General features: G+C 59.5%; 14 protein-coding genes and 1 pseudogene. 9 read left to right on the forward strand and 6 right to left on the reverse strand.

All coding sequences use genetic code 11. The features are described 5' to 3' along the window. Nucleotides 1-2: 2 nt before the first annotated feature. Nucleotides 3-590 carry a YecA family protein gene (locus RYC18_RS04260; protein WP_002552569.1) on the reverse strand — a complete coding sequence of 196 codons (588 nt, stop codon included), beginning with the start codon at nucleotides 588-590 and terminating at the stop codon, nucleotides 3-5. 176 nt (nucleotides 591-766) lie between these two features. On the opposite strand from RYC18_RS04260, the gene recQ reads away from it, so the two are divergent. From recQ to RYC18_RS04275, 3 genes are all read left to right on the forward strand, one after another. After that, nucleotides 767-2,896: a DNA helicase RecQ gene (gene recQ, locus RYC18_RS04265; protein WP_005746239.1), complete on the forward strand. Its 2,130-nt coding sequence runs from the start codon at nucleotides 767-769 to the stop codon at nucleotides 2,894-2,896. Between the two features lie 93 nt (nucleotides 2,897-2,989). Further along, nucleotides 2,990-3,424 (forward strand): MarR family transcriptional regulator, encoded by a 435-nt coding sequence (locus tag RYC18_RS04270; protein ID WP_002552570.1) that lies wholly within the window; start codon nucleotides 2,990-2,992, stop codon nucleotides 3,422-3,424. A 95-nt stretch (nucleotides 3,425-3,519) separates the two neighbouring features. After that, nucleotides 3,520-5,727 (forward strand): FimV/HubP family polar landmark protein, encoded by a 2,208-nt coding sequence (locus tag RYC18_RS04275; RefSeq protein ID WP_316883553.1) that lies wholly within the window; start codon nucleotides 3,520-3,522, stop codon nucleotides 5,725-5,727. Between the two features lie 39 nt (nucleotides 5,728-5,766). Here the strand turns inward: RYC18_RS04275 and RYC18_RS04280 are convergent, their stop codons facing one another. After that, nucleotides 5,767-6,117, reverse strand: a complete 351-nt coding sequence (locus RYC18_RS04280; RefSeq protein ID WP_316883555.1) for a topoisomerase DNA-binding C4 zinc finger domain-containing protein — start codon at nucleotides 6,115-6,117, stop codon at nucleotides 5,767-5,769. 262 nt (nucleotides 6,118-6,379) lie between these two features. Here RYC18_RS04280 and RYC18_RS26310 point away from each other — a divergent pair. The 5 genes and pseudogenes from RYC18_RS26310 to RYC18_RS04300 form a co-directional block, all read left to right on the forward strand. Next, nucleotides 6,380-6,649 (forward strand): annotated as a pseudogene (locus RYC18_RS26310) (PAS domain-containing protein); the annotation flags it as partial. 249 nt (nucleotides 6,650-6,898) lie between these two features. Beyond that, a complete protein-coding gene (locus RYC18_RS04285; RefSeq protein WP_410478348.1) occupies nucleotides 6,899-7,933 on the forward strand; it encodes a methyl-accepting chemotaxis protein in 1,035 nt (344 codons plus the stop codon). A 659-nt stretch (nucleotides 7,934-8,592) separates the two neighbouring features. After that, nucleotides 8,593-11,598, forward strand: coding sequence for an autotransporter domain-containing protein (locus RYC18_RS04290; RefSeq protein ID WP_316883559.1), 3,006 nt, complete (start codon nucleotides 8,593-8,595; stop codon nucleotides 11,596-11,598). Nucleotides 11,599-11,703: 105 nt separating this feature from the next. Continuing rightward, the gene (locus RYC18_RS04295) at nucleotides 11,704-14,820 is read left to right on the forward strand and encodes an autotransporter domain-containing protein (RefSeq protein WP_316883561.1); all 3,117 of its coding nucleotides are present in this window, start codon (nucleotides 11,704-11,706) and stop codon (nucleotides 14,818-14,820) included. A 357-nt stretch (nucleotides 14,821-15,177) separates the two neighbouring features. Next, on the forward strand, nucleotides 15,178-15,468 hold the full coding sequence (locus tag RYC18_RS04300) for a hypothetical protein (RefSeq protein WP_316883563.1): 291 nt from the start codon (nucleotides 15,178-15,180) through the stop codon (nucleotides 15,466-15,468). 52 nt (nucleotides 15,469-15,520) lie between these two features. On the opposite strand, the gene RYC18_RS04305 is transcribed toward RYC18_RS04300, so the two are convergent. The 4 genes from RYC18_RS04305 to RYC18_RS04320 form a co-directional block, all read right to left on the reverse strand. Then, nucleotides 15,521-16,096, reverse strand: coding sequence for a Bro-N domain-containing protein (locus tag RYC18_RS04305; protein WP_316883565.1), 576 nt, complete (start codon nucleotides 16,094-16,096; stop codon nucleotides 15,521-15,523). A 415-nt stretch (nucleotides 16,097-16,511) separates the two neighbouring features. Then, a complete protein-coding gene (locus RYC18_RS04310; RefSeq protein ID WP_316883566.1) occupies nucleotides 16,512-17,444 on the reverse strand; it encodes an HNH endonuclease signature motif containing protein in 933 nt (310 codons plus the stop codon). A gap of 353 nt (nucleotides 17,445-17,797) precedes the next feature. Next, complete coding sequence (locus RYC18_RS04315; protein ID WP_316883567.1) at nucleotides 17,798-19,045, reverse strand: ribonucleotide-diphosphate reductase subunit beta; 1,248 nt, start codon at nucleotides 19,043-19,045, stop codon at nucleotides 17,798-17,800. Between the two features lie 324 nt (nucleotides 19,046-19,369). Next, on the reverse strand, nucleotides 19,370-22,282 hold the full coding sequence (locus RYC18_RS04320; protein WP_002554636.1) for a ribonucleoside-diphosphate reductase subunit alpha: 2,913 nt from the start codon (nucleotides 22,280-22,282) through the stop codon (nucleotides 19,370-19,372). Nucleotides 22,283-22,967: 685 nt separating this feature from the next. Between RYC18_RS04320 and RYC18_RS04325 the strand changes: the two genes are divergently transcribed. Then, the gene (locus RYC18_RS04325) at nucleotides 22,968-23,735 is read left to right on the forward strand and encodes a response regulator transcription factor (RefSeq protein WP_161794678.1); all 768 of its coding nucleotides are present in this window, start codon (nucleotides 22,968-22,970) and stop codon (nucleotides 23,733-23,735) included.

The raw sequence follows: 23,735 nt of genomic DNA on the forward strand, positions 1-23,735 counted from the left end.
ACTCAGTGGTGGCGGGGCTTGAGGATCGCCGGCTTTTCGTCCGGAGCCTGGCAGAGCAGGTACAGGGCGGTCAGTGCTTCGGGGATTTGCACGATCATGTCGTCCATCAGGTTGGCGTCCTGAGCGATGTCGGCGAACTCCGGCTGCTCATCGAACAGGCCCGAACCGACCATGATCGGCAGGAGCATTTCGCTGACTTCTTCCTCGGCACTTTCGAACCAGGCGTTTTCACGCAGGAATACGCCTTCCATGAAGCCGATGCACCAGCCACGCAGGTCCGAATCATCCGGATCGTCGCCCAGGTCGAGATCACATGGCAGTTCGAACTCTTCGTCCGACGCCAGCTGGCGGGCAATGTGTGCCTTGAGTGCGATCAGAGTGGCTTCGACTTCTGTCTGTTGCGCCTCGCTGCTGTACTGCGGCGGCTCGGAGAACAGCGCGTCGATCCACTCGCGCTCCGGTACGTCTTCGGCACAGATGGATAGGGCGGTCAGGTAGCCATGAGCGGCCACGTAGTCCAGTGCTTCTTCGTGCAGTTCATCTGCATCGAGGAAGACTTGCAGGCGGGTTAATTGCTCAGCGAAGGACATGGAAGCGCTACCTTGAAAATAAACGATGCTGGATTCTAGGCCCTGAGCGTCCTTGGCGCCAGCGCGCAGGCCAATTGCGGTTAATTTCGACCGCTCATGTCCGAGCCATCCATTGCTCCCGAGCGCTCGGGTATACTCCCCCGTTTTGCAGTGCAGCAGGATATTCCGGGGTTTTTATGCTTGAGCAGGCACAACGCGTACTTAAAGACATCTTCGGTTACGACAGTTTTCGTGGTCGCCAGGGTGCCATTATCGAGCGTGTAGCCAACGGTGGCGATGCACTGGTGCTGATGCCGACCGGTGGTGGCAAGTCCCTGTGTTTTCAGGTGCCGGGGCTGTTGCGTGAGGGGCTCTGTGTGGTCGTCTCGCCGCTCATTGCGCTGATGGACGATCAGGTCGCCACGCTGGATGAACTCGGTGTGTCCGCTGCTGCGCTCAACTCCACCCTCAGTGCCGAGCAACAGCGTGAGCTGGCCAACCGCATTCGCCTGGGCGAAGTCAAAATGCTTTACCTCGCCCCGGAGCGCCTGGTGCAGCCGCGCATGCTGTCGTTTCTGCAAAACCTTCAAATTGCCCTGTTTGCCATCGATGAAGCGCACTGCGTATCGCAATGGGGTCATGATTTCCGCCCTGAGTACCTGCAATTGGGGCAACTGGCCGAGCTGTTTCCGGATGTGCCGCGCATTGCGCTGACTGCCACCGCCGACAAGCGTACCCGTGAAGAAATCGTCACGCGCCTGCACCTGCAGAACGCCGAGCGCTTTCTGTCCAGCTTCGACCGGCCAAACATTTTCTATCGCATCGTGCCCAAGGAACAGCCGCGCAAACAGCTGCTGGCGTTCCTCTCCGAACGGCGCAGCGATGCTGGCATTGTCTACTGCCTGTCGCGCAAGAAAGTCGATGAAGTGGCCGTATTTCTGAGCGAAAACGGCTATCCCGCGCTGCCGTATCACGCCGGGCTGCCCTCGGAAACACGTGCTGCCAACCAGAAACGCTTCCTTAATGAGGAAGGGCTGATCATGGTGGCGACCATCGCGTTCGGCATGGGCATCGACAAACCCAACGTGCGTTTTGTGGCGCACATGGATCTGCCCAAATCGCTTGAGGCCTACTATCAGGAAACCGGCCGGGCCGGGCGTGATGGTCTGCCTGCCGATGCCTGGATGGCCTACGGTCTGCAAGACGTGCTGATGCTCAAGCAGATGTTGCAGAACTCCGAAGGTGACGAGCGCCATAAGCGTCTGGAGCAGCACAAGCTCGACGCCATGCTCGCCCTGTGCGAAGAAACCCGTTGCCGTCGACAGACCCTGCTAGCCTATTTCGACGAAGACATGCCCAACCCGTGCGGGCATTGCGACAATTGCGTCGATGGCGTGCAGACCTGGGATGCCACCGAACCTGCGCGTCAGGCGCTGTCGGCCATCTACCGTACCGGCCAGCGTTATGGCGTCGGTCATCTGGTCGATGTGCTGCTGGGCAAATCCAACGACAAGGTAGAAAGCTTCGGCCATCAGCATCTGTCGGTGTTCGGGGTCGGCAAGGCACGCACCGAGGCCGAGTGGCGCTCGCTGTTCCGCCAACTGGTGGCGCGCGGGCTGGCAGACATCGACCTTGAAGGCTATGGCGGCCTGCGCTTGAGCGACACGTGCCGGCCTTTGCTGCGTGGCGAAGTTACTCTGGAACTGCGCCGCGACCTCAAGCCACAAACCACTTCAAAGAGCAGTTCCGGCAGCCCGGCGAGCCAACTGGTGCGCGGCGAAGAGCGCGAGCAGTGGGAGGCCTTGCGTGCCTTGCGGCGCAAGCTGGCCGAGGAACATGCCGTGCCGCCTTACGTCATTTTCCCGGACTCGACCCTGCTGGAAATGCTGCGCAGCAAACCCGGATCAATGGCCGAGATGGCCCGAGTGGGCGGCGTGGGCGCGCGCAAGCTGGAGCGTTACGGCGAGGCCTTTCTTGAAGTGCTCAGTGGCAAGGCCGAGGCACCACGGGTGGTGGCCGATGTACGCCACGAGCTGATCAGCCTGGCGCGTGCCGGCATGACCCCTACGCAGATTGCCGGTCAGTTGCAGTGCTCGGAAAAGAATGTCTACACCCTGTTGGCCGAGGCCATCGGCAAGCAGCAGCTGTCCATCGAGCAGGCACTGGACTTACCGGAAGACCTGTTGGGCGAGGTTCAGGATGCCTTTCTCGATGGCGAAGGAGAACTACCACCGGTGTCGGCGATTGCCGAGCAGTTTGCCGGGCGGGTGCCGGAGGGCGTTTTGTATTGCGTGCGAGCGGCGTTGCAATCGGAATTTGAGGTATAACAGCGTGCGACGAAACGTCACCGTCCCGCGCTTGCCTGAACATAAGGACCATGCTTAGCTCGCTAATAATTAGTTTGAATCATGAGTTTCCTTATGCCATTGACTGATGAACACCGTTTCGGGATGCAACTCGGACATCTCACCCGGGGCTGGCGCGCCGAACTGGATCGTCGGCTTGCCGATCTTGGCCTGTCTCAGGCGCGTTGGCTGGTCCTGCTGCACCTCGCCCGGTTCACCGAGCCGCCCACCCAGCGCGAGCTTGCGCAAAGCGTGGGCGTCGAAGGGCCGACCCTGGCGCGTTTGCTCGACAGTCTTGAAAAGCAGGGCCTGGTTCAGCGCCAGGCAGTGGTCGAGGATCGACGCGCGAAAAAGATCCTGCTCAGTGATACTGCCTTGCCACTGATTGAAAAGATTGAAACCATCGCCAATGTGCTGCGTATCGAGCTGTTCGAGGGCGTGAGCGAGGAAGATTTGCGCGTCAGCATGCGGGTGCACTCGCAGATTCTGGCCAATCTGGAAAGATCCTGAGACGAAGCCGGGCGTTCTCAACCATAATCTTGCAACGGATACTGAAGTCCAACTGATTACGTGAGAAGCCTGCTGTGGTTTCTATAAGGGTTCGCATGCTGAAGAGTTCACTGGCTGCTGTCGAAGGTGCAGGTCGCAGGGCGCGCGTGGTGTTTTGCAAGAGCGTCATAGCGGCGTCATTGCTGGCCTGCTCTACGCTGGCGTCTGCGCTGGGGCTGGGTGAAATCACCTTGCACTCGGCGCTCAACCAACCGTTGAATGCCGAGATCCAGTTGCTGGAGACCGGTGGTCTGAGCAACGAAGACGTTGTCGCCAGGCTCGCGTCGCCCGAGGCTTTTGCCAAGGCGGGTATAGAGCGGGTGTTCTTTCTCAACGACCTGCGCTTCACCCCAGTGCTGCGCGGCGATCGCGGCGTGATCCGGGTGGTTTCCACCAAACCGGTCACCGAGCCCTACCTGAGCTTTCTCGTCCAGCTGGCGCGGCCGAATGGCGATTTGCTGCACGAATATACGGTGTTGCTTGATCCTGCCACCTCACCGCAAGGTCTGGCCGCCACGCGCAGCCGCAACACGCAACGTTCGACGGCCTCGGCGCAGGAAAGCCGCATGCCGGTCGCGCCACCGGCCGCCGTGCAGGGCAAGCATTACACGGTTGCCAATGGCGATACCCTGAATGGCATTGCCAGCCGTTTGCAAGGGCCGGGTAACAAGGTTTCGGCAAGTCAGCTGGCAGACGGCATTCGTTTGCTCAATCCGCAGGCATTCGCGGCGGGCGCCGGTTCCGCGCTTAAAGTTGGCCAGGATTTGTTGCTGCCCGATTCCGCGGTATTGCCAAGTGCCGCTGCGCCTGCCGCCAGCCCGGAGGCGTCGTCACCCAAGCCTGCCGAGTTGCAGCGCACCGCCGAGCAACTGTCGGCGGCCGCCATTGAAAACCAGCAACTGGCTCAATCGCTGGAGGCGCTCAAAGCCCAGACTCAAGAATTGCAAGAGCAGATGAGTGGCAAGGACAAGCAAATCACCGCGCTGCGCAGTGATCTTGCCGTTGCGCAATCCGCTGCCCGACCTGCCACGCCTGCCGCACCTGCAATGACTCCGGCTACTCCTGCTCAACCGGCCGCTGCCCCGACGCCAGGCACCGATTCATTCCTGAGCCTGCCGATACTGCTTGCTGCCGTGTTGATTGTGCTTCTGCTTGTAGCGTTTGCTTATTCGAGACGACGCCAGCAGCGCAAACAGTCCGCAGCACCTGCTGTTGCGCCGGATGAGCAACTGATCAAACCTGCTCAGGCGACCATGCTTCCGGTGTTCGAAGTGCCCGCCGTTGCGCCACAGCCCGTGGTGCAGCCACCACCGACCCCGGCAGCGACCAAACCACCGGCAGCGCAACGTTCGGCTGGCTCTACGCCGGATGCGCTGGACGGCGTCAGCATTTACATCGCCTACGGGCGCTTTACCGAGGCGATGGGCATTCTGCGCAGCGCCCTGGAAAAGCAGCCGGAGCGTGATGACATTCGCATCCGCTTGCTGGAATTGTTGGCGGAGCAGGGCGACGGCAGCGGTTTTGTTCGCGAAGAGCAATCAGCGCTGGAGCACGGTGTTGATCCGCAGACCATTCAAGACATCCGCGACCGCTTTCCACAAATCAAGGCCGCCGAAGTTGCGCCTGTGGCGGCGGTCGTCCCTGCCGCCGCGGTCGCGGCTACTACGCTGTCTTTCGAAAAGTCCGAGCCCGAGCCAGAATCTGCCGCCTATCTGCAGCCCGACCTGGAGCCTGAACCCGCGGCGCAGCTGGACGAAACCGCCGCAGCGGCGCTGAATCCGCAGGACGAGTTTCAGTTGAACCTTGATGACCTGTCGATGGATGCCGACTGGGATCTGGTCGATCCGTTCGACAGCCCGCCGCCGCGCATCAAGCCAGCAGCGGCGACTGCTGCGCCAGCCCCCGCTGACGTCGACCCTGGTTTTTCTTCGGACCTGACTCAACTGCCGGAAGTCTTTGAGCTCTCGGATGAGCAGTTCCTCAGTGATTTCTCCGAGCCCGATGTCATCGAGCCCATCGAAGTGGTGGCACCTGCCGCCGCTGACGACCTGAGCGATGACTTTCTCGACAGTTTCATGAGCGACGACGCAGAGTTCGACCTGCTGGACCTTGAAGAGCCACCGCTCAGCCAGATCAATCAGGCGCAGGTGCTGATCGAGGAGGGCGACCTCGAGTCGGCTCGTGAAATTCTGCAACAGGTCATTGCCGAGTCCGACGAGGAGCATCGGCGCATGGCGCGGGAACTGTTGGCGGGCATCAGCTGAACCCATTGTTTCCTTGAGCGGGCGTGACCGGTCTGGCGTTTAACGAAAGATCGGCCGAATGCCCCGGCATTTCGGATACGCCACACAGCCCCAGAACTCACCGGCATTCTTGCCGGTCCGGGCCACCTTGATCACCATGGTTTTTTTACAGTGCGGACACGCTGGCGCTGCTGGCTTTGCCGGCAGCTTTGGTGTGGCCGGTTCACGACGCTTTTCCGGGCGCTTGGCGCGGCTGGTTTTGACAGGCTTTTGCGGTTGCGGTGAATGCACTGTGGGTTTGGTGGGCTGCACATGTTGTTGCTGATCCGCTGTCTGACCGGCAACCCTGCTCAGTAGCCTGCGAAACGTGCGGATCAATGCCGCCAGAGCAGATGTCGTGTTGCGTGCCATAAAGGTGCCTTGAGTCGCGTCGCGTCCAGGGGCGGCATGGTGCAGGCATCCTCGTCAGGACGCAAACTCCTACGTGGCAATCATGCCCGTCTGCTGTTCCCCGCCCCACCTAATTGCCGCCTGTCGCTAAAGCCCTGCGTTTTGTGGGCGATAACAGTGCACGAGGACTGCCGGTTGCCACCCTGAAGGGTTGTGCTACACCTTCAGCACACGCCCGGCATATCAAGCATTATCACGGAGTGAATTATTAATGCGCGTCAACATGCCTATCACGCAGACTGAACGGACTTTTCCGGCATCTGAACGCCTCATCTCCACCACCGACCTCAATAGCCACATTACCTACTGCAACGATGCCTTCGTCGCGTTGAGCGGTTTTACCCGCGAAGAACTGGTCGGCCAGCCGCATAACCTTGTGCGCCACCCGGATATGCCGGCTTCGGTGTTCGCCCATATGTGGGAAACCATCAAGCAGGGCAAGCCGTGGATGGGCGTAGTCAAGAATCGCTCCAAACAGGGTGACTATTACTGGGTCAGCGCCTACGTGACGGCGGTGTATGAAAACGGTCGAATCGTCGGCTATGAGTCCGTACGCTCGTTGCCTACCCGCGATCAGGTTCGTCGGGCAGAAGCATTGTATGCACGGCTGCGTGCTGGCAAATCGGCGGTGTCGGCAACCAGCTCGGCGGCCTATCACTTGGTTCGCCAGCTACCGATGATCCTCTGCGCCCTGGCACTCGCTGTCGGCGTCTACCTGCTCGACGATCTGCCTTCGATAATCATGATTCCGATAGTAATGGTGGTGCTGGGCGTTTTTCTGGAAATGCGTCAGCGCCGCAGCATTCGCAACACCCTTGAAGAACATCCCAAAGCGTTCACCAGTTCTTTGGTTGCGCTGACCTACAGCAACAACCGTGGCCCGCAGGCGCAACTCGATCTGGCCATGCTCAGCGAAGAAGCCCGCCTGCAAACTGCCCTGACGCGCCTGGCCGATACCGGCGAGAGCGTACGCCAGCATGCCGGGCGTTCTGCGCAACTGTCGTTGCGTCAGGCCGAGTCGCTGGACCAGCAGCGCAGTGAGGCGGATCAATCGGCTACGGCCATCAATCAGATGGCGGCGACCATTCAGGAAGTGACCCACAACGTACAGAACACTGCCCACGCCGCCGAAGAAGCTGACAAACTGGCGCAACAGGGGCGTGGTCTGGCCGATGAAAGCCTGTTGGCGATTCGGCACATGGCCAACTCGGTCACCGACATCGGCAACGCAGTGGGTGAACTGGCCAGCGCGACGCAGTCAATCGGCAGCGTGGTTGACGTGATCACCTCCATCGCTCAACAAACCAACCTGCTGGCGCTCAATGCGGCCATCGAAGCGGCCCGTGCCGGTGAGCAGGGGCGTGGCTTTGCGGTGGTGGCCGATGAGGTTCGCTCGCTGGCTTCCCGTACGCAGTCCTCGACCGAGCAGATTCAGCAAATCATCACCTCGCTGCGTGATGGTGCCGACCGTGCGGTGCAGACCGCCAACAAAGGCGAGCAGATCTCCCAGGAAAGCGTCGCCAGCGTCGAAGCCGTGCAGAAGGCCCTGGACGGCATCAGCCAGTCGGTGACCCGTATCACAGGCATGAGCCAGCAAATGGCCTCGGCATCCGAAGAACAGAGCCACGTTGCGGAAAACATCAGCCAGCAGATTACCCGTATCGCGCAACTCTGCGACGAGAGTGCCAGCCAGGCGCAGCAAGGCTCGCAGATCAGCGGCGAACTGGAAGAAATGGCGCAGTACCTGCACAGCCTGGCCGAGCGATTCAGTCGCTAAGCATGCGCAGAGGACGCAGAGCGTCCGGAACGGCATTACCACGCGGAGCGTGGTAACGAGAATTGGGGGGATTGCGCCTGGGTGCGTTCACACTACAACCCCACTGTCCGGACCTCAGCCTGACCTCAGAAGGCGTAGCCCGAAGAGGACGCAGAGCGTCCAGAACGGCATTACCACGCGGAGCGTGGTAACGAGAATTGGGGGGATTGCGCCTGGGTGCGTTTACACAAAACCCAACCCCACCACCTATCGTGCCCATCGCTCCGCGTGGGCATGCAGTTCATGACGCTCCGCGTCATCTGTTTGCCGTAACGCAGACTCCATTTGGGTGATTATCAATTATTGTCGGACAATTATTGGTATATCCGAATAAATAAGGCGCTTAACTGAAGTTGTTGAAGATATTGGCTGGAAAACTAGACAAAGTGCAGGGCGTGCAATTAAATTGCCACTACTGAATTCAATTACCTCTATATCAAAAAACCAAACAAACTCAATACATTCAAACGGATATCACTGAACTATATATCCAGTGATGCATTATCCTTATGTCCTGAAACTTGTATCAGAATTGAAATAAATCTGTTGCCAAGTGCATAACTGCAGACTATGTTCTGGAATCGCTCAATGAAGAGCCGACCATTATCAGGTGTGCAGGGATGCGAAAGTCCAAGCGTTTGGGTGCTGTCCGTTATTCGTTTAAACCAGTAGCAAGCGGTGCTCTTTGTGCGTTGTCTTTTACGTTTGGCTGCTCTGCCTACGCGGATTATGTCGAGCAGGGCAAACCGGGTGACGCTGCCAGTTGGCGTTCGGCAGAATTCCAGAGCGACTGGGGCCTGGGGCGTATTCAGGCTGATCAGGCCTACGCCGCTGGCATCACTGGCGCAGGCGTCAAGATCGGTGCGCTGGACTCGGGTTTTGATTCGTCCCACCCTGAAGCCACTTTGTCCCGCTATCACGCAGTCACCGCTACCGGTACTTACGTTGACGGTTCGCCCTTCAGCATCACCGGCGCCATCAACCCGAACAACGATACCCACGGCACGCACGTTACCGGCACCATGGGCGCGGCGCGCGATGGCGTCGGCGTGCATGGCGTGGCGTACAACGCACAGATCTACGTCGGCAACACCAATCAGAACGACAGCTTCCTGTTCGGCCCGAGCCCGGACCCGCAGTATTTCAAGGCGGTGTATGGGGCGCTGGCGGATGCCGGAGTACGCGCCATCAACAACAGCTGGGGCAGCCAGCCATCCGACGTGACCTACGCCACCGAGGCAGGTGTGCGTGCGGCCTACGCTCAGCACTACAACCGTGGAACCTGGCTGGACGAAGCGGCGAACGTCTCGCGCAAGGGCGTGATCAACGTGTTCAGTGCAGGCAACAGCGGTTACGCCAATGCCAGCGTGCGGGCGTCGTTGCCGTATTTCGAGCCAGACCTCGAAGGCCACTGGCTGGCTGTATCGGGCCTCGACAGCAGCAACGGTCAGCGCTACAACCAGTGCGGCCTGTCCAAATACTGGTGCATCACCACGCCCGGGCGACTGATCAACGGCACCGTGCCCGGCGGCGGTTACGGGATCAAGTCCGGCACCTCGATGTCTGCACCGCACGCCACCGGGGCGCTGGCACTGGTGATGGAACGCTTCCCGTACCTGAATAACGAGCAGGCGCTGCAAGTGTTGCTGACCACCGCCACCCAGCTCGATGGCTCGGTCACTCAGGCACCGACCAACAGCGTGGGCTGGGGCGTGGCCAATCTTGAGCGGGCGATGCGCGGTCCCGGTCAATTGCTCGGCACCTTCGACGCCAACCTGGGGGCCGGTGTGAGCGATGTATGGAGCAACGATATTTCCGATCAGGCGCTGCTTCAGCGTCAGGCCGAAGACACTGCCGAGCAGGCCACCTGGCAGCAAACCCTGATCAGCAAAGGCTGGCAAAACGGCGTTGCCAGCACCGCCAGCCAGCAGGATCAGGCCGATTACGCCACCGGCACTGCGCGAGCCGCCGCAGCCGCTCAGCGTCAGTACCAAGGCAGCCTGGTCAAATCCGGTGCCGGTCGACTGATTCTGCAAGGCGCCAACACCTACCGTGGCGATACCCTGGTCAACGGCGGCTTGCTGTCGGTCAACGGCTCGCTGGTTTCCGCTGTGCAGGTCAATGCGGGCGGCACGCTGGGCGGTAACGGCCAGATCGGTGGGCTGACAGCGCGCAGTGGCGGTATCGTTGCGCCGGGTAATTCCATCGGTACGTTGCAGGTCAACGGTGATGTCACCCTGCAACCGGGTTCGACCTACGCTGTTGAGCTTTCGCCCACCGCCAGTGACCGTATCGTCGCCACCGGAAGCGCCACCGTGTCAGGCGCGAACATGACGCTGGCGCTGGAGAACGCGACGCCGGTGGCCTTGAGTTCTGCACCGATCCAAAGCGTCGTAGGTCGCCAGTACAACGTGCTGCAAGCCGCCAATGGCGTGAACGGCCAGTTCGGCTCAGTGACTTCGAACTACGCGTTTCTGGGTGGCCGACTCGACTACGCAGCCAACGGCGTCGCGCTGAACGTCGAGCAAACCAGCGCATTTAGCAGCGTCGCCCAAACCCCGAATCAATCTGCCGTAGCAACCGCTGCCGAACAGCTTGGCGCAGGCAACGCGGTGTACGAAAACCTGTTGCTGACTCAAAGCGCAACTGCTGCCCGAGACAGCTTTCAGCAACTGTCCGGCGAGATCTACCCGGCCATTGGCAGCGTGCTGATCAACGACAGCCGGCAGATCCGCGATGCAGTGGGTGAGCGTCTCGGGACCAGCGTATTCGGCACTGATGGCAATACGGCCGCGCAAGACAATGTCTGGATCAAAGCCCTAGGTGCCTGGGGCAAGACCGACTCGCGTGACGATACCGCCGGTTACACCACCTCGATTGGCGGCCTGCTGGCCGGTGTCGATGGCAACCTTACCGATGACACACGTCTGGGCGTGGTCGCGGGCTACAGCGACAGCTCATTGAACATGGGCTCCGGCACGCATTCCCGGGCTTCGGTGGACAGCTACCACCTGGGCGCTTACCTCGGCCATGAAATCGGCGCACTGCGCCTGACCCTCGGCGGCGCGCACAGTTGGCATCGCATTGATGCACAACGCGACGTGCAGGTCGGCGGTGCTGCTGGCAAAGAGAAAACCAAACACGATGCCCAGAGCACGCAAGTGTTTACCGAGGCGGCGTATCGCATCCACTTGCAACCCGCGACCCTCGAGCCGTTCGCCAATCTGGCCTACGTCCACCTCAACACCGACAGCTTCTCCGAGAAGGGTGACGCGGCGGCCCTGTCTGCCGGTAGCGATAACCGCGATGCGGTGCTGAGCACTCTCGGTGTACGGGCGCTGAAAACCATCGCGATCAGCGACCGACAGAAAATCGATCTGTCGGGCAGCCTCGGCTGGCAGCACAACCTGAGCAACACCGATTCCGAGCAGCACCTGGCATTTGCCTCGGGCGGTGGCAGTTTCGGTATCGAAAGCTCGCCGCTGGTCCGTGACGCCGCGCTGGTCGGTGCTCATGCCAGCGTTGCATTGAGCAAAGACGCCAGGGTCAGCCTCGACTACAGCGGCCAACTGGCCAGCCGGGAAAAAAGCCACGGTGTCGGCCTGAGCCTTAACTGGCAGTTCTAAACCCGGCATTACCCAACCCAAACCAACCCTCAAACCAAAAAAACGACGCGCATGCAGATGCATGCGCGCGGAGATTCGTGCGCGTTAACTAAGGACGGTCGTTTCATGAAAGATGCATCCACCACCCGACACACCTCTGTCAAACCCCTCGGTCAGGCCATTCGCGCCATCAACCGCGCCTCTTGCGGCGCACTGGCCTGCTACCTCGCGACCTTGGGCGTGGCACATGCCGCACCCTATGTGGAAGCAGGTCAGGCGGGCAATGCGGCCAGCTGGCGCAGTGCCGAATTCAATGCCGACTGGGGCCTGGGCGCGATCAATGCTGATCAAGCCTACGCCGCTGGCTACTCCGGCAAGGGCATCAAACTGGGCATCTTCGACCAGCCGGTCTACGCCCCGCATCCAGAGTTTTCCAGCGCCAACAAGGTGATCAATCTGGTCACCAGCGGTATCCGTGAATACACCGACCCGTATATCCCGGTGAAGGCGGGCGACGCGTTTCGCTACGACGGCGCACCGACTCTGGACTCCGGCGGCAAACTCGGTAACCACGGCACCCACGTCGGCGGCATCGCCGGTGGCGATCGTGATGGCGGGCCGATGCATGGCGTGGCCTACAACGCGCAAATCATCAGCGCCGACAACGGCGACCCAGGCCCGGAAGACGGCATCGTGCTGGGCAACGACGGCGCGGTGTATCAGGCTGGCTGGAACGCGCTGGTCAACAGCGGCGCGCGGGTCATCAACAACAGCTGGGGCATCGGCATTACTGATCGCTTCAGCAAGGGCGGTCGCGACCCGGCCTTCCCGCATTTCACCGTGCAGGACGCGCAAGTGCAGTTCGATCAGATCCGCCAGATCCTCGGCACCCGTCCAGGCGGCGCGTATCAGGGCGCTATCGATGCCGCACGCAGCGGTGTCGTGACCATCTTCGCCGCGGGCAACGACTACAACCTCAACAACCCGGACGCGATGGCCGGGCTCGGCTACTTCGTACCGGAAATCGCACCCAACTGGCTGACCGTCGCCGCCCTGCAACAAAACCCGGATGCCGCCGCAGCTGCAACCACGCCCTACACGCTGAGCACCTTCTCGTCGCGCTGCGGCTACACCGCCAGCTTCTGCGTCTCAGCGCCGGGCACGCGCATCTACAGCTCGGTGCTCAACGGCACCAGCCTTGCAGACCTGACCGTCGGCTGGGCCAACAAGAACGGCACCTCAATGGCCGCGCCACACGTGGCAGGCAGCATGGCCGTGCTGATGGAGCGCTTCCCGTACATGACCGGCGCGCAGGTCGCCGACGTCCTGAAGACCACCGCCACCGACCTTGGCGCACCGGGCGTCGACGCGCTGTACGGCTGGGGCATGATCAACCTCGGCAAAGCAGTCAACGGCCCGAGCATGTTCGTGACCGAGGCAGATATTCCTGCCGAGTTCCGCATCGACGGCGCCTACGGCGACAGCCAGTTCGTCGCTGACCTGCCCGGCGTCGGCGCGATTGTCGACGCAGGCAAACCGACCCAACGCACTTGCACCGGGCCGCAATGCGGGCTGGATGTATGGAGCAACGGCATCTCCGGTCACGGCGGACTGACCAAGCAAGGCATCGGCACCCTGGTGCTGACCGGGGCCAACAGCTACAGCGGCCCGACGCTGGTCAATCAAGGGCGCCTGGCCATCAACGGCTCGCTGGCCTCTGCGGTCACCGTCAACAACGGCGGCATACTGGGTGGCAACGGCAGCGTCGCGTCGCTGACCGCCAACCGTGGCGGCACCGTCGCGCCGGGCAACTCCATCGGCACCCTGCAAGTGGCGGGCGACCTCAACCTGGCACCGGGCTCGACCTACGCGGTTGAATTCTCGCCCACTGCCAGCGACCGCATCGTGGTCGGCGGCACCGCGACTGTGAGCGGTGCCAACATGGCCCTGTCTCTGGAAAACGACAATCCCGCACTGCTCAGCAGCAGCCAGACCCGCAGCGTTCTGGGTCAGCAGTTCAACGTGCTGCAGGCGGCTGGCGGCATTCAGGGTCAGTTTGGTTCGGTGACGGATAACTACGCATTCCTCGACGGCAACCTGGCTTACACCGGCACTGGCGTAACCCTGGCCCTGGAGCGCAATGGCGACAGCTTCGCCAGCGCGGCGCAAACGTCCAATCAACGCAGCGTGGCCCAGGCCATTGAGCAACTGAGTGCGGGCAACTCCGTCTATGAGAGCATCATCCTCAGCCAGGACGCCGCCAGCGCACGCCGCGCCTTCACCCAACTGTCGGGAGAAGTGCACCCGGCCATCGCTACACAATTGATCAACGACAGCCGCCAACTGCGCGACGCCGTAGGTGATCGCCTGCGCGTCGAAGGGCTGTACGACCAGCCAGCAGCGGGCAGCGAAGACAATTCGGTATGGGTCAAAGCGCTCGGCGCATGGGGCAAAAACAGCGGCAGCAGCGACAGCGCCAGCTCGACCTCATCGCTGGGCGGCCTGCTGGCAGGCGTTGACGGCCTGATCAGCGAACACACCCGTTTGGGCGCGATGGCAGGTTACAGCGACACCTCGCTGAGCCTTGGCGACGACACCCACTCGCGGGCCTCGGCAGACAGCTACCACCTGGGCGCCTACATCGGCCACGAACAGGGTGCTTTGCGCCTGACTGCAGGCGCATCGCACAGCTGGCACCGCATCGACGTGAAACGCGACCTGCAATTCGGCGCGTTCTCCGACCGCCAGAAGGTCAAGCGTGACGCCCAGTCAAGCCAGGTCTTCACCGAAGCCGCCTACCGCCTGAACCTGCAACCGCTGGCACTGGAGCCTTTCGCCAACCTGGCCTACGTACACTTCGACAGCGACAGCTTCACCGAAAAAGGCGGCGCCATGGCCCTCAAAGGCAGCGACGACACCCGCGACACCGTGCTCTCGACCCTGGGCATGCGCGCCGGAAACCGCTTCAACCTCAACGACACACAAAAACTCGACGTCTCCGCCACCCTCGGCTGGCAGCACAACCTGAGCGACACCTCGTCGGAACAACACCTGGCCTTCGCCAGCGCCGGCAACAGCTTCAACGTGCAAAGCGTCTCAATGGACCGCGACGCCGCCGTAGTCGGCGCCCGCGCCAGCCTGGCGCTGGGCAAGGATGCACGCATCAACCTGGACTACAACGGCTTGCTCGGTGCGCGGGATAAAACCCACGGCGTGGGCTTGTCGCTGGATTGGCAGTTCTGATGGAGGACGCCTGCGGGGTGTAGTAGCCCCGCAGGCACTCGGTAATACCTATCGTGCCAATGCTCCGCGTTGGCACGCATCTCGTGACGCTCTGCGTCACATCCAAGCCATCACGCGAATGCTGGATCACTCATAAGTCCAAGCTTCTGCCCGCAGGGCGTGGGAGCGAACTTGTTCGCGATCTGCCGGGAACCGGCAGCAAAACCTACGTATGCGGTACATCATTTGCGAACCAAATTTCAGGCTCGGCCTAGCCATGCCTCCCCAGATCGCCTCAATAAACAAAATTTGATGGCTCAATAGCATCATGGTAAAAGCTTGCAACAGACGCCCGTCTGCACTCGCTAAGGAATAGCCATGAAAAAGACAGGGACAGGCTTCGTCGCCATACTCGCATTCCTCTGTGCCTTCTCCGCAAACGCCAGAGAAGCCCAGGTAACAGACGCCTCAATCGTCAAAGCCATCATCCAGGAATCTATCGACAGCTACCCCGGCCGCTGCCCGTGCCCCTACAACTCTGCCAGCAATGGCAGTCAATGTGGCAAACGCAGCGCGTACAGCCGCAAAGGCGGCTACGCACCCATCTGCTACAAGGATGACGTCACCAAAGAAATGATCAACGACTACCGACGCCGCCTGAAAGACTGATCCCACGAGACACAATGGCCGTTACCCACATGGCACGGCCATCACCACGCATTCAACCTAGCCGAGAAGCAGGCAGCACCGCCCGCCACCAAGACCTGCCCAAACTACGTGGCCGCGCTTCAACCTGCATCTGCGGATGCGCCAACACCATAGGCATGTCCCGCAACCGTATCCACGGCTCGCCGTGCCAGTGCAACATACTCACAGACAAACCCGGCCACTGCAGCATGCTCAGGTGCGGCGTGCAGTCATCAAACGGCAACTGCCCATCCCGCAACGCAGGCACCACCTCATTGGTAAGCCACTGCCGCAACCCACGATTCTCCGCGTGATAGTGATGCACCATCATCGCGTACGCCCCCGACTCACTGACTATCAACTCCGGCTGTGCTTCGCCGTGCAGGTCGAGCGTGATCATCCGATGCTGGTCAGCGTCCAGCTTGCGCAGCGTCCGCTCGTTCAACGGCCAGCCGATCATGCGACCGAGATCGCGGGCGCTGAACCAGGGTTGGTTTTCGAGGAGGAGGGCGAGGAGTTGGCGGTTGTGGCGGTGGAAGGGGGTTGGGGTGAAACCGGCACACACCTCGCGCGGCTGACGAGCACTGGCCTGAAACAGATTGCTTAACATGCTGACCTCTACGTATGAACTGAAATGACGTTAAAGACAAACGTAGAGCGGGCGTAAGAAAACCCAACTGAGCGGATCAGCAAAGCCGAGATTCCCGTTTGATTAGAACGATTGGAATCTGAAGCTATACGTGAACTCACTGCATCTACGTTGGGTGTTTCTTAGGCACCGGCGCATATGATACTTGCGCTAGCAACGTGTCGATATCGGACAGGGGAGGGAGGGGCTGTCAGGGGTTTCCGATTTTTTAGAGGGCAGCGGGTCTCGGCAGCTCGGATTAGCTTGAGGTTGTGCGAATAAGGATTGCTTGATAGTTATTCGATTTTAGAAACTCACGACCACTACACCGCCACAGACGGTTGGCTAAGCCGTCTGTGCTCGGGTTTGGTGATATTGAAACTCTGGTTTAGCAAAGTTAATGCTTTTTTTTGTTAGATAGCCAAGGAGATTCTTTTGATGAAATTATTTGTTTAAGTATCTCATTTTTCTGCTCGCCCATTTTTCCGTAGTGAATTTCTTTATGACATGCCGGGCAGAGAGCTGCTATAAATTGTGGGTGGTCTAAGCCGCCATCTGATAAGCGATTTATGTGATGAGGTTCTAAATAAGGCTGTTCCTTTTTTGTGACGAAAGGAGCCGATTTCTCACAGCTCTCACATGCCCCATTAGCTCTTCGTAGCACATAGTCTTTTACTGCTTGGCTTCTAGCGTACACTGTACGAATTGCCGTCATCTTGCCTTTGCTAGGCAATGCAACTGTTGCTTCATATGCGCGATTGCGGAGTATCTCTATGTCAATTTCTTGTTGGTCTTCTTGCAAGATTTCTCTCGGGCTTTCTTCGTTTGTTAGCAGATCTATTGCAGGGATTAGGTGAAAGATTAAAACTTTTCGTGTAGTGCCTTCTCGATCTGGTCCGTCGGTCCACGAAATATCTGCGCATGAAAACTCACCAACGTATTGCTGTCCTTTCCGCCCATCAAGCGCTTTGAAAAGGTGTAAAGTTCTACCGGTTTCTGCGTGTTTTTGAATAGCTAGATTACCCCTGGTTAGAGTCATATCTCCAATTTGGCCCTCACCAGTGTACGAGTAAACACCACTCGCATCGATCTCGTCCCGATACCCGTATTGTTCGCCTGACGAACCAGTGAATAAAAATACTACAGGTGCTTTATCTGATGGTGCTATCCCACTTTGGAAACTACCGCCGAACGGCGTATGAATCTCAGATCTTCGGTCATATATTTCTCCCTTTACGAATTCAAGTCTTGGTGATTTACGTAGATCTACGACCTCAAACCCGCGAGCACGAAGATATCCATTTTGTAGGCCTACCTCCAGTAAAGTCATAAACGGCAATACCGGTAGCTAGAGAAACGATTTTTTTCGCAGGGTACAGCTGTCCCTCAACTCGGATAGCAAACTTATGTGACCTATTCGATTCCCATGTAGCCCAATCAGGCTGCTTCCTGAGCTCTTTGTCGAATTTTTTTAGTGCCTTTTCAATGGCTTTTTGTTCAACCGCCGGAATCGCCACTTCATCATCCTTGTAGGAAAAATCTCCTACAACTGTACGAAATGGATGAGCCTCTTGGCTACCTATACGATTACTAAAGACAGGAATTTCTCAGATGATTTTACGCAGCTAATAAAAAAGGCCGCCTATCGGCGACCTTCTTTGTGTAGGACTGGACGATTGCAAATCAATCCCAGCTCAACGCCCCACCAGTCTGATACTCAATAACCCGAGTCTCAAAGAAGTTCTTCTCTTTCTTCAGGTCCATGATCTCGCTCATCCAAGGGAACGGGTTGCTCGTCCCTGGATACTCTTCCTTCAAGCCAATCTGGCTCAAACGACGGTTAGCGATAAACTTCAGGTAATCCTCCATCATCGCTGCGTTCATGCCCAGCACGCCGCGGGGCATGGTGTCGCGGGCGTATTCGATTTCCAGCTGGGTGCCTTGCAGGATCATCTGCGTGGCTTCTTCTTTCATCTCGGCATCCCACAGGTGCGGGTTTTCGATTTTGATCTGGTTGATCACGTCGATGCCGAAGTTCAGGTGCATGGACTCGTCGCGCAGGATGTACTGGAACTGCTCGGCGACGCCGGTCATTTTGTTGCGGCGGCCCATGGAGAGGATCTGGGTGAAGCCGCAGTAGAAGAAGATGCCTTCCAGTACGCAGTAGTAGGCGATCAGGTTGCGCAGCAGCTCTTTGTCGGTTTCGACGGTGCCGGTTTCGAACTTCGGATCGGAGATCGAACGGGTGTACTTCAGGCCCCAGGCTGCTTTTTTAGCGACCGACGGGATCTCGTGGTACATGTTGAAGATCTCGCCTTCATCCATGGCCAGCGATTCGATGCAGTACTGGTAGGCGTGGGTGTGGATCGCCTCTTCGAAGGCCTGGCGCAGGATGTACTGGCGGCACTCCGGGTTGGTGATCAGGCGGTACACGGCCAGTACCAGGTTGTTGGCAACCAGCGAGTCAGCAGTGGAGAAGAAGCCCAGGTTACGCATGACGATGCGGCGCTCGTCGTCGGTCAGGCCTTCCGGGTTTTTCCAGAGGGCGATGTCGGCGGTCATGTTGACTTCTTGCGGCATCCAGTGGTTTGCGCAACCGTCCAGGTACTTCTGCCAGGCCCAGTCGTACTTGAAAGGTACGAGCTGATTGAGGTCGGCGCGGCAGTTGATCATCATTTTTTCGTCAACGGCGACGCGGGCGCTGGCGCCTTCGAGTTCGGCCAGGCCTTCAGCAACGTCCAGTGCGTCCAGCGCTTTCTTGGCGCGGATCAGGGCAGCGGAGTCGGCGGCGGTAACGGCGCGGGCTTCTTGTGCAGCCAGGCCACCGGCGCTGTCGAGGCGGTCCATGTTGGCTTCGTTGGCGTGACCGGCGTTGGTCGCTTTGGCGACTACTTCGCCGTCTTCTTTATCGAATTCGTCCCAGCTCAGCATGGTGTAATTCTCCTGCTTGAGGGTCAGTCGGGTGGACTGGCCTGTTGGATCCAGAGGGGGTGTTGCTTGCTTTTAAGGTGTTGCGCGCAAGGAACATGAATTTTTGGCTTTTTAGGCCTTTGGGTGAGGAGGAGGGTGGCAAGGGCATGTGTGTCCTTGCCGACCTCTTCGCGGACAAGTCCGCTCCTACAGGAGTCTACAAGTCAGCATTCGGCTTGTTGGCCTCTTTGCGGACAAGTCCGCTCCTACAGGTACAGCGTCAGGCTTGGTGACCTCTCGCTCCCACAGGGTTGTGTTTATCCTGTGGGGCGAGGTGCGGTTGCCTTACTGGCAAGCCTCACAATCCGGCTCGTCGATTGCGCAAGCCTTTGGCACTGGGGCCGGGCCGGCCGGTGCTGCTTCGGTTGGACGCGGGGCGGTGATCGCCGAGTCGTCCGGGCCGTGGCCGCCGCTCGATACTGCGTTGAGCTTGCCGGTGTTGACGGTGGACTTCTCGGTGCTGGTCGCGGCCAGGGCACGGAGGTAGTAAGTGGTTTTCAGACCACGGTACCAGGCCATGCGGTAGGTCACGTCCAGCTTCTTGCCCGAAGCGCCAGCGATGTACAGGTTCAGCGACTGAGCCTGGTCGATCCACTTTTGACGACGGCTTGCCGCGTCGACGATCCACTTGGTGTCCACTTCGAAAGCAGTCGCGTAAAGCTCCTTGAGCTCCTGCGGGATGCGCTCGATCTGTTGTACCGAACCGTCGTAGTACTTCAGGTCGTTGATCATGACCGAGTCCCACAGGTCGCGAGCCTTGAGGTCGCGAACCAGGTACGGGTTGATCACGGTGAATTCGCCGGACAGGTTCGATTTCACGTAGAGGTTCTGATAGGTCGGTTCGATCGACTGCGACACGCCAGTGATGTTGGCGATGGTGGCGGTCGGTGCGATGGCCATGATGTTCGAGTTACGGATACCTTTCTGCACACGGGCACGAACCGGCGCCCAGTCCAGGGTTTCCTTCAGGTCGACATCGATGTACTTCTCGCCACGCTGCTCGATCAGGATCTGTTGCGAATCCAGCGGCAGGATGCCTTTGGACCACAGCGAACCCTGGAACGTCTCGTAGGCACCGCGCTCGTCGGCCAGGTCGCAGGACGCCTGGATGGCGTAGTAGCTGACCGCTTCCATGGACGTGTCGGCGAACTGCACGGCAGCATCGGAACCGTACGGGATGTGCTGCAGGTACAGCGCATCCTGGAAGCCCATGATGCCCAGGCCGACCGGACGGTGACGCAGGTTGGAGTTCTTGGCCTGCGGCACGGAGTAGTAGTTGATGTCGATAACGTTATCGAGCATGCGCACTGCTACATCGACGGTGCGCTTGAGCTTGTCGGTGTCCAGCTTGCCGTTGACGATGTGGTTCGGCAGGTTGATCGAGCCCAGGTTGCAGACCGCGATCTCGTCCTTGTTGGTGTTCAGGGTGATCTCGGTGCACAGGTTCGAGCTGTGAACCACGCCCACGTGCTGCTGCGGGCTGCGCAGGTTGCACGGGTCCTTGAAGGTCAGCCATGGGTGGCCGGTTTCGAACAGCATCGAGAGCATCTTGCGCCACAGATCCTTGGCCTGGATGGTCTTGAACAGTTTGATCTTGCCCGGGTATTCGGTCAGCGCTTCGTAGTACTCGTAACGCTCCTGGAAGGCCTTGCCGGTCAGGTCGTGCAGGTCCGGTACTTCGGATGGCGAGAACAGGGTCCACGGGCCGTCGTCGAAGACGCGCTTCATGAACAGGTCAGGGATCCAGTTGGCGGTGTTCATGTCGTGGGTACGACGACGATCATCACCGGTGTTCTTGCGCAGCTCGATGAACTCTTCGATGTCCATGTGCCAGGTTTCCAGGTAGGCACAGACAGCGCCCTTGCGCTTGCCGCCCTGGTTGACCGCAACGGCGGTGTCGTTGACCACTTTCAGGAACGGCACGACGCCTTGCGATTTGCCGTTGGTGCCCTTGATGTACGAGCCCAGCGCACGAACCGGCGTCCAGTCGTTGCCCAGGCCGCCTGCGAATTTGGACAGCATGGCGTTATCGTGGATCGCGTGGTAGATGCCCGACAGGTCATCCGGCACGGTGGTCAGGTAGCAGCTGGACAGCTGTGGACGCAGGGTACCAGCGTTGAACAGCGTCGGGGTCGAGGACATGTAGTCGAACGACGACAGCAGGTTGTAGAACTCGATGGCGCGGTCTTCACGGGCTTTCTCTTCGATTGCCAGGCCCATGGCCACACGCATGAAGAAGATCTGCGGCAGTTCGAAACGCACGCCATCCTTGTGGATGAAGTAACGGTCGTACAGGGTTTGCAGGCCCAGGTAGGTGAACTGCTGATCGCGCTCGTGGTTGATGGCCTTGCCGAGTTTTTCGAGGTCGAATTCGGCCAGTACAGGGTTGAGCAGTTCGAACTTGATACCGGTGGCGACGTAGGCAGGCAGCGCCTTGGCGTACAGGTCGGCCATTTCGTGGTGGGTGGCGCTGTCGGCGACACCGAGGAAACCCAGGCCTTCGGCGCGCAGGGTGTCCATCAGCAGGCGGGCGGTGACGAACGAGTAGTTCGGCTCACGCTCGACCAGGGTACGTGCGGTCATGACCAGTGCGGTGTTGACGTCTTTCAGCGCCACGCCGTCATACAGGTTTTTCAGGGTTTCGGTCTGGATCAGGTTGGCGTCGACTTCAGCCAGGCCTTCACACGCTTCGGTAACGATGGTGTTCAGACGACCCATGTCCAGCGGCGCAAAGCTGCCGTCGGCGAGGGTGATGCGGATCGACGGGTGAGCCTGGACCTGATCTTCAGGGGCACGAACGGCACGCTCCTTGGCGCGCGAATCACGGTAGATGACGTAGTCGCGAGCCACTTTCTGCTCGCCGGCACGCATCAGCGCCAGTTCGACCTGATCCTGGATTTCTTCGATGTGGATGGTGCCGCCCGAAGGCATGCGCCGTTTGAACGTGGCGCTGACCTGTTCGGTCAGGCGTGCAACGGTGTCGTGGATGCGCGACGAGGCGGCAGCGTTGCCGCCCTCAACTGCAAGAAACGCCTTGGTGATGGCAACGGTGATCTTGTCATCCGTGTAAGGAACGACAGTGCCGTTACGCTTGATCACGCGCAGTTGACCGGGAGCAGTGGCAGACAGGTCCTGTGGGGTCTGGCTGGCCTGCGGCGCGCCGGTCGGCGAGTTCTCGCGAGTTGTGTCTGTTTGCATGTGTGACTCCACGTTCCTTTAAGTTTGTTCGGGCATTGCTGCCCACCGTTTCGTTTCGAGCAGTAAGTCGCAAAAGGCGACTCAAGGGCTCCAAAACGAAGGTGGAAGCGGGAGGTGCAGCCGCTTCCAGGTTTTGAAGCCAAAAAGGACCGGGCTGTGCCCGATCCTTTGAAAATCTGATGAAGAATGCGTGTTCGATGTTGCAAAACGTATACGGGATGGCTCTGGCTCAAGCGCGAGCGGTTTGGGTGCCTAAACCGGCTTGAAGTTCAACCCCTCAGACGCAACAAAAATGCTTGAATTTCCCATTTGAGTTGTGCTGGTGTTTTTGCGAAAAACCCCACATGTAGGGTGTGTCTCGTCGCCGGGCTACAAGATAATGCGTTTTGGACATGAATTGCAACGCACCGCCTGTGGATAAAGTGTGTGTAGTTTGTGTATGAATCGCACACCATGCGTGTAGGCCGCATAACTACTGGATCGTGACCGTTTGTCACCGATTTCTGTAGGTGCTGGCGACAGGTTGCTGATTTTTGAGGGCGCGAACCCTATCACAAAAAAACGCTGCTGCAAGACCTGTCTGGCATGTGATGTGCTAAGCCGCGCCGGGTGTCGTGCGAGGTGGGCGGCGGTTGCTACACTCGCCTGCGACGCGGTGCCGCAACCCTTGTTTTGAATAACAACAATGGGTCAATCACAACAAGGGGAGATTGCTTTGGAGCCACACACCTGGCATGTACTGATTGTCGAAGATGACCAGCGACTGGCCGAGCTGACCAGCGATTACCTGCACAACAACGGCCTGCGCGTGAGCATTGAGGGCAATGGCGCGCTGGCGGCGGCGCGAATCATTGCCGAACAGCCGGATCTGGTGATTCTCGACCTGATGCTGCCCGGTGAGGACGGTTTCAGTATCTGTCGCTCGGTACGTGACCGTTACGACGGGCCGATTCTGATGCTCACCGCGCGCACTGATGACACCGATCATATTCAGGGGCTCGATACCGGGGCTGACGATTTCGTCTGCAAACCGGTGCATCCGCGCGTGCTGCTGGCGCGTATTCATGCCTTGCTGCGCCGCAGTGAAGCGCCGCAGGTGCCTGCTGCAGAGCTGCGGCGGTTGGTGTTCGGCCCGTTGGTGGTGGACAACGCCCTGCGCGAGGCCTGGCTGCGCGAGCAGAGCATCGAACTGACCGGCGCCGAATTCGACCTGCTGTGGCTGCTGGTGGCCAACGCCGGGCGCACGCTGTCCCGCGAGGAAATCTTCACTGCGCTGCGCGGTGTAGGTTATGACGGGCAGGATCGCTCTATCGACGTGCGTATCTCGCGCATCCGCCCGAAAATCGGCGACGACCCCATCCACCCGCGTCTGATCAAGACCGTGCGCAGCAAGGGCTATCTGTTTGTGCCCGAAGCGGCGCAGGACATGAGCGGCCACGTGTTCAGCGGCTGA

The sequence above is a fragment of the Pseudomonas syringae group sp. 247E2 genome, from assembly GCF_032587795.1.
GTDB lineage: Bacteria > Pseudomonadota > Gammaproteobacteria > Pseudomonadales > Pseudomonadaceae > Aquipseudomonas > Aquipseudomonas amygdali.

Bases quoted from the DNA above. Each gene is read 5' to 3' on its own strand.
- RYC18_RS04310 (WP_316883566.1), bottom strand. From the start codon at position 17,444: ATGACTTTACTGGAGGTAGGCCTACAAAATGGATATCTTCGTGCTCGC.
- RYC18_RS04300 (WP_316883563.1), top strand. From the start codon at position 15,178: ATGAAAAAGACAGGGACAGGCTTCGTCGCCATACTCGCATTCCTCTGT.
- RYC18_RS04290 (WP_316883559.1), top strand. From the start codon at position 8,593: ATGCGAAAGTCCAAGCGTTTGGGTGCTGTCCGTTATTCGTTTAAACCA.
- RYC18_RS04275 (WP_316883553.1), top strand. From the start codon at position 3,520: ATGCTGAAGAGTTCACTGGCTGCTGTCGAAGGTGCAGGTCGCAGGGCG.
- RYC18_RS04315 (WP_316883567.1), bottom strand. From the start codon at position 19,045: ATGCTGAGCTGGGACGAATTCGATAAAGAAGACGGCGAAGTAGTCGCC.
- RYC18_RS04320 (WP_002554636.1), bottom strand. From the start codon at position 22,282: ATGCAAACAGACACAACTCGCGAGAACTCGCCGACCGGCGCGCCGCAG.
- RYC18_RS04260 (WP_002552569.1), bottom strand. From the start codon at position 590: ATGTCCTTCGCTGAGCAATTAACCCGCCTGCAAGTCTTCCTCGATGCA.
- recQ (WP_005746239.1), top strand. From the start codon at position 767: ATGCTTGAGCAGGCACAACGCGTACTTAAAGACATCTTCGGTTACGAC.
- RYC18_RS04305 (WP_316883565.1), bottom strand. From the start codon at position 16,096: ATGTTAAGCAATCTGTTTCAGGCCAGTGCTCGTCAGCCGCGCGAGGTG.
- RYC18_RS04295 (WP_316883561.1), top strand. From the start codon at position 11,704: ATGAAAGATGCATCCACCACCCGACACACCTCTGTCAAACCCCTCGGT.
- RYC18_RS04270 (WP_002552570.1), top strand. From the start codon at position 2,990: ATGCCATTGACTGATGAACACCGTTTCGGGATGCAACTCGGACATCTC.
- RYC18_RS04285 (WP_410478348.1), top strand. From the start codon at position 6,899: ATGATTCCGATAGTAATGGTGGTGCTGGGCGTTTTTCTGGAAATGCGT.
- RYC18_RS04280 (WP_316883555.1), bottom strand. From the start codon at position 6,117: ATGGCACGCAACACGACATCTGCTCTGGCGGCATTGATCCGCACGTTT.
- RYC18_RS04325 (WP_161794678.1), top strand. From the start codon at position 22,968: ATGGGTCAATCACAACAAGGGGAGATTGCTTTGGAGCCACACACCTGG.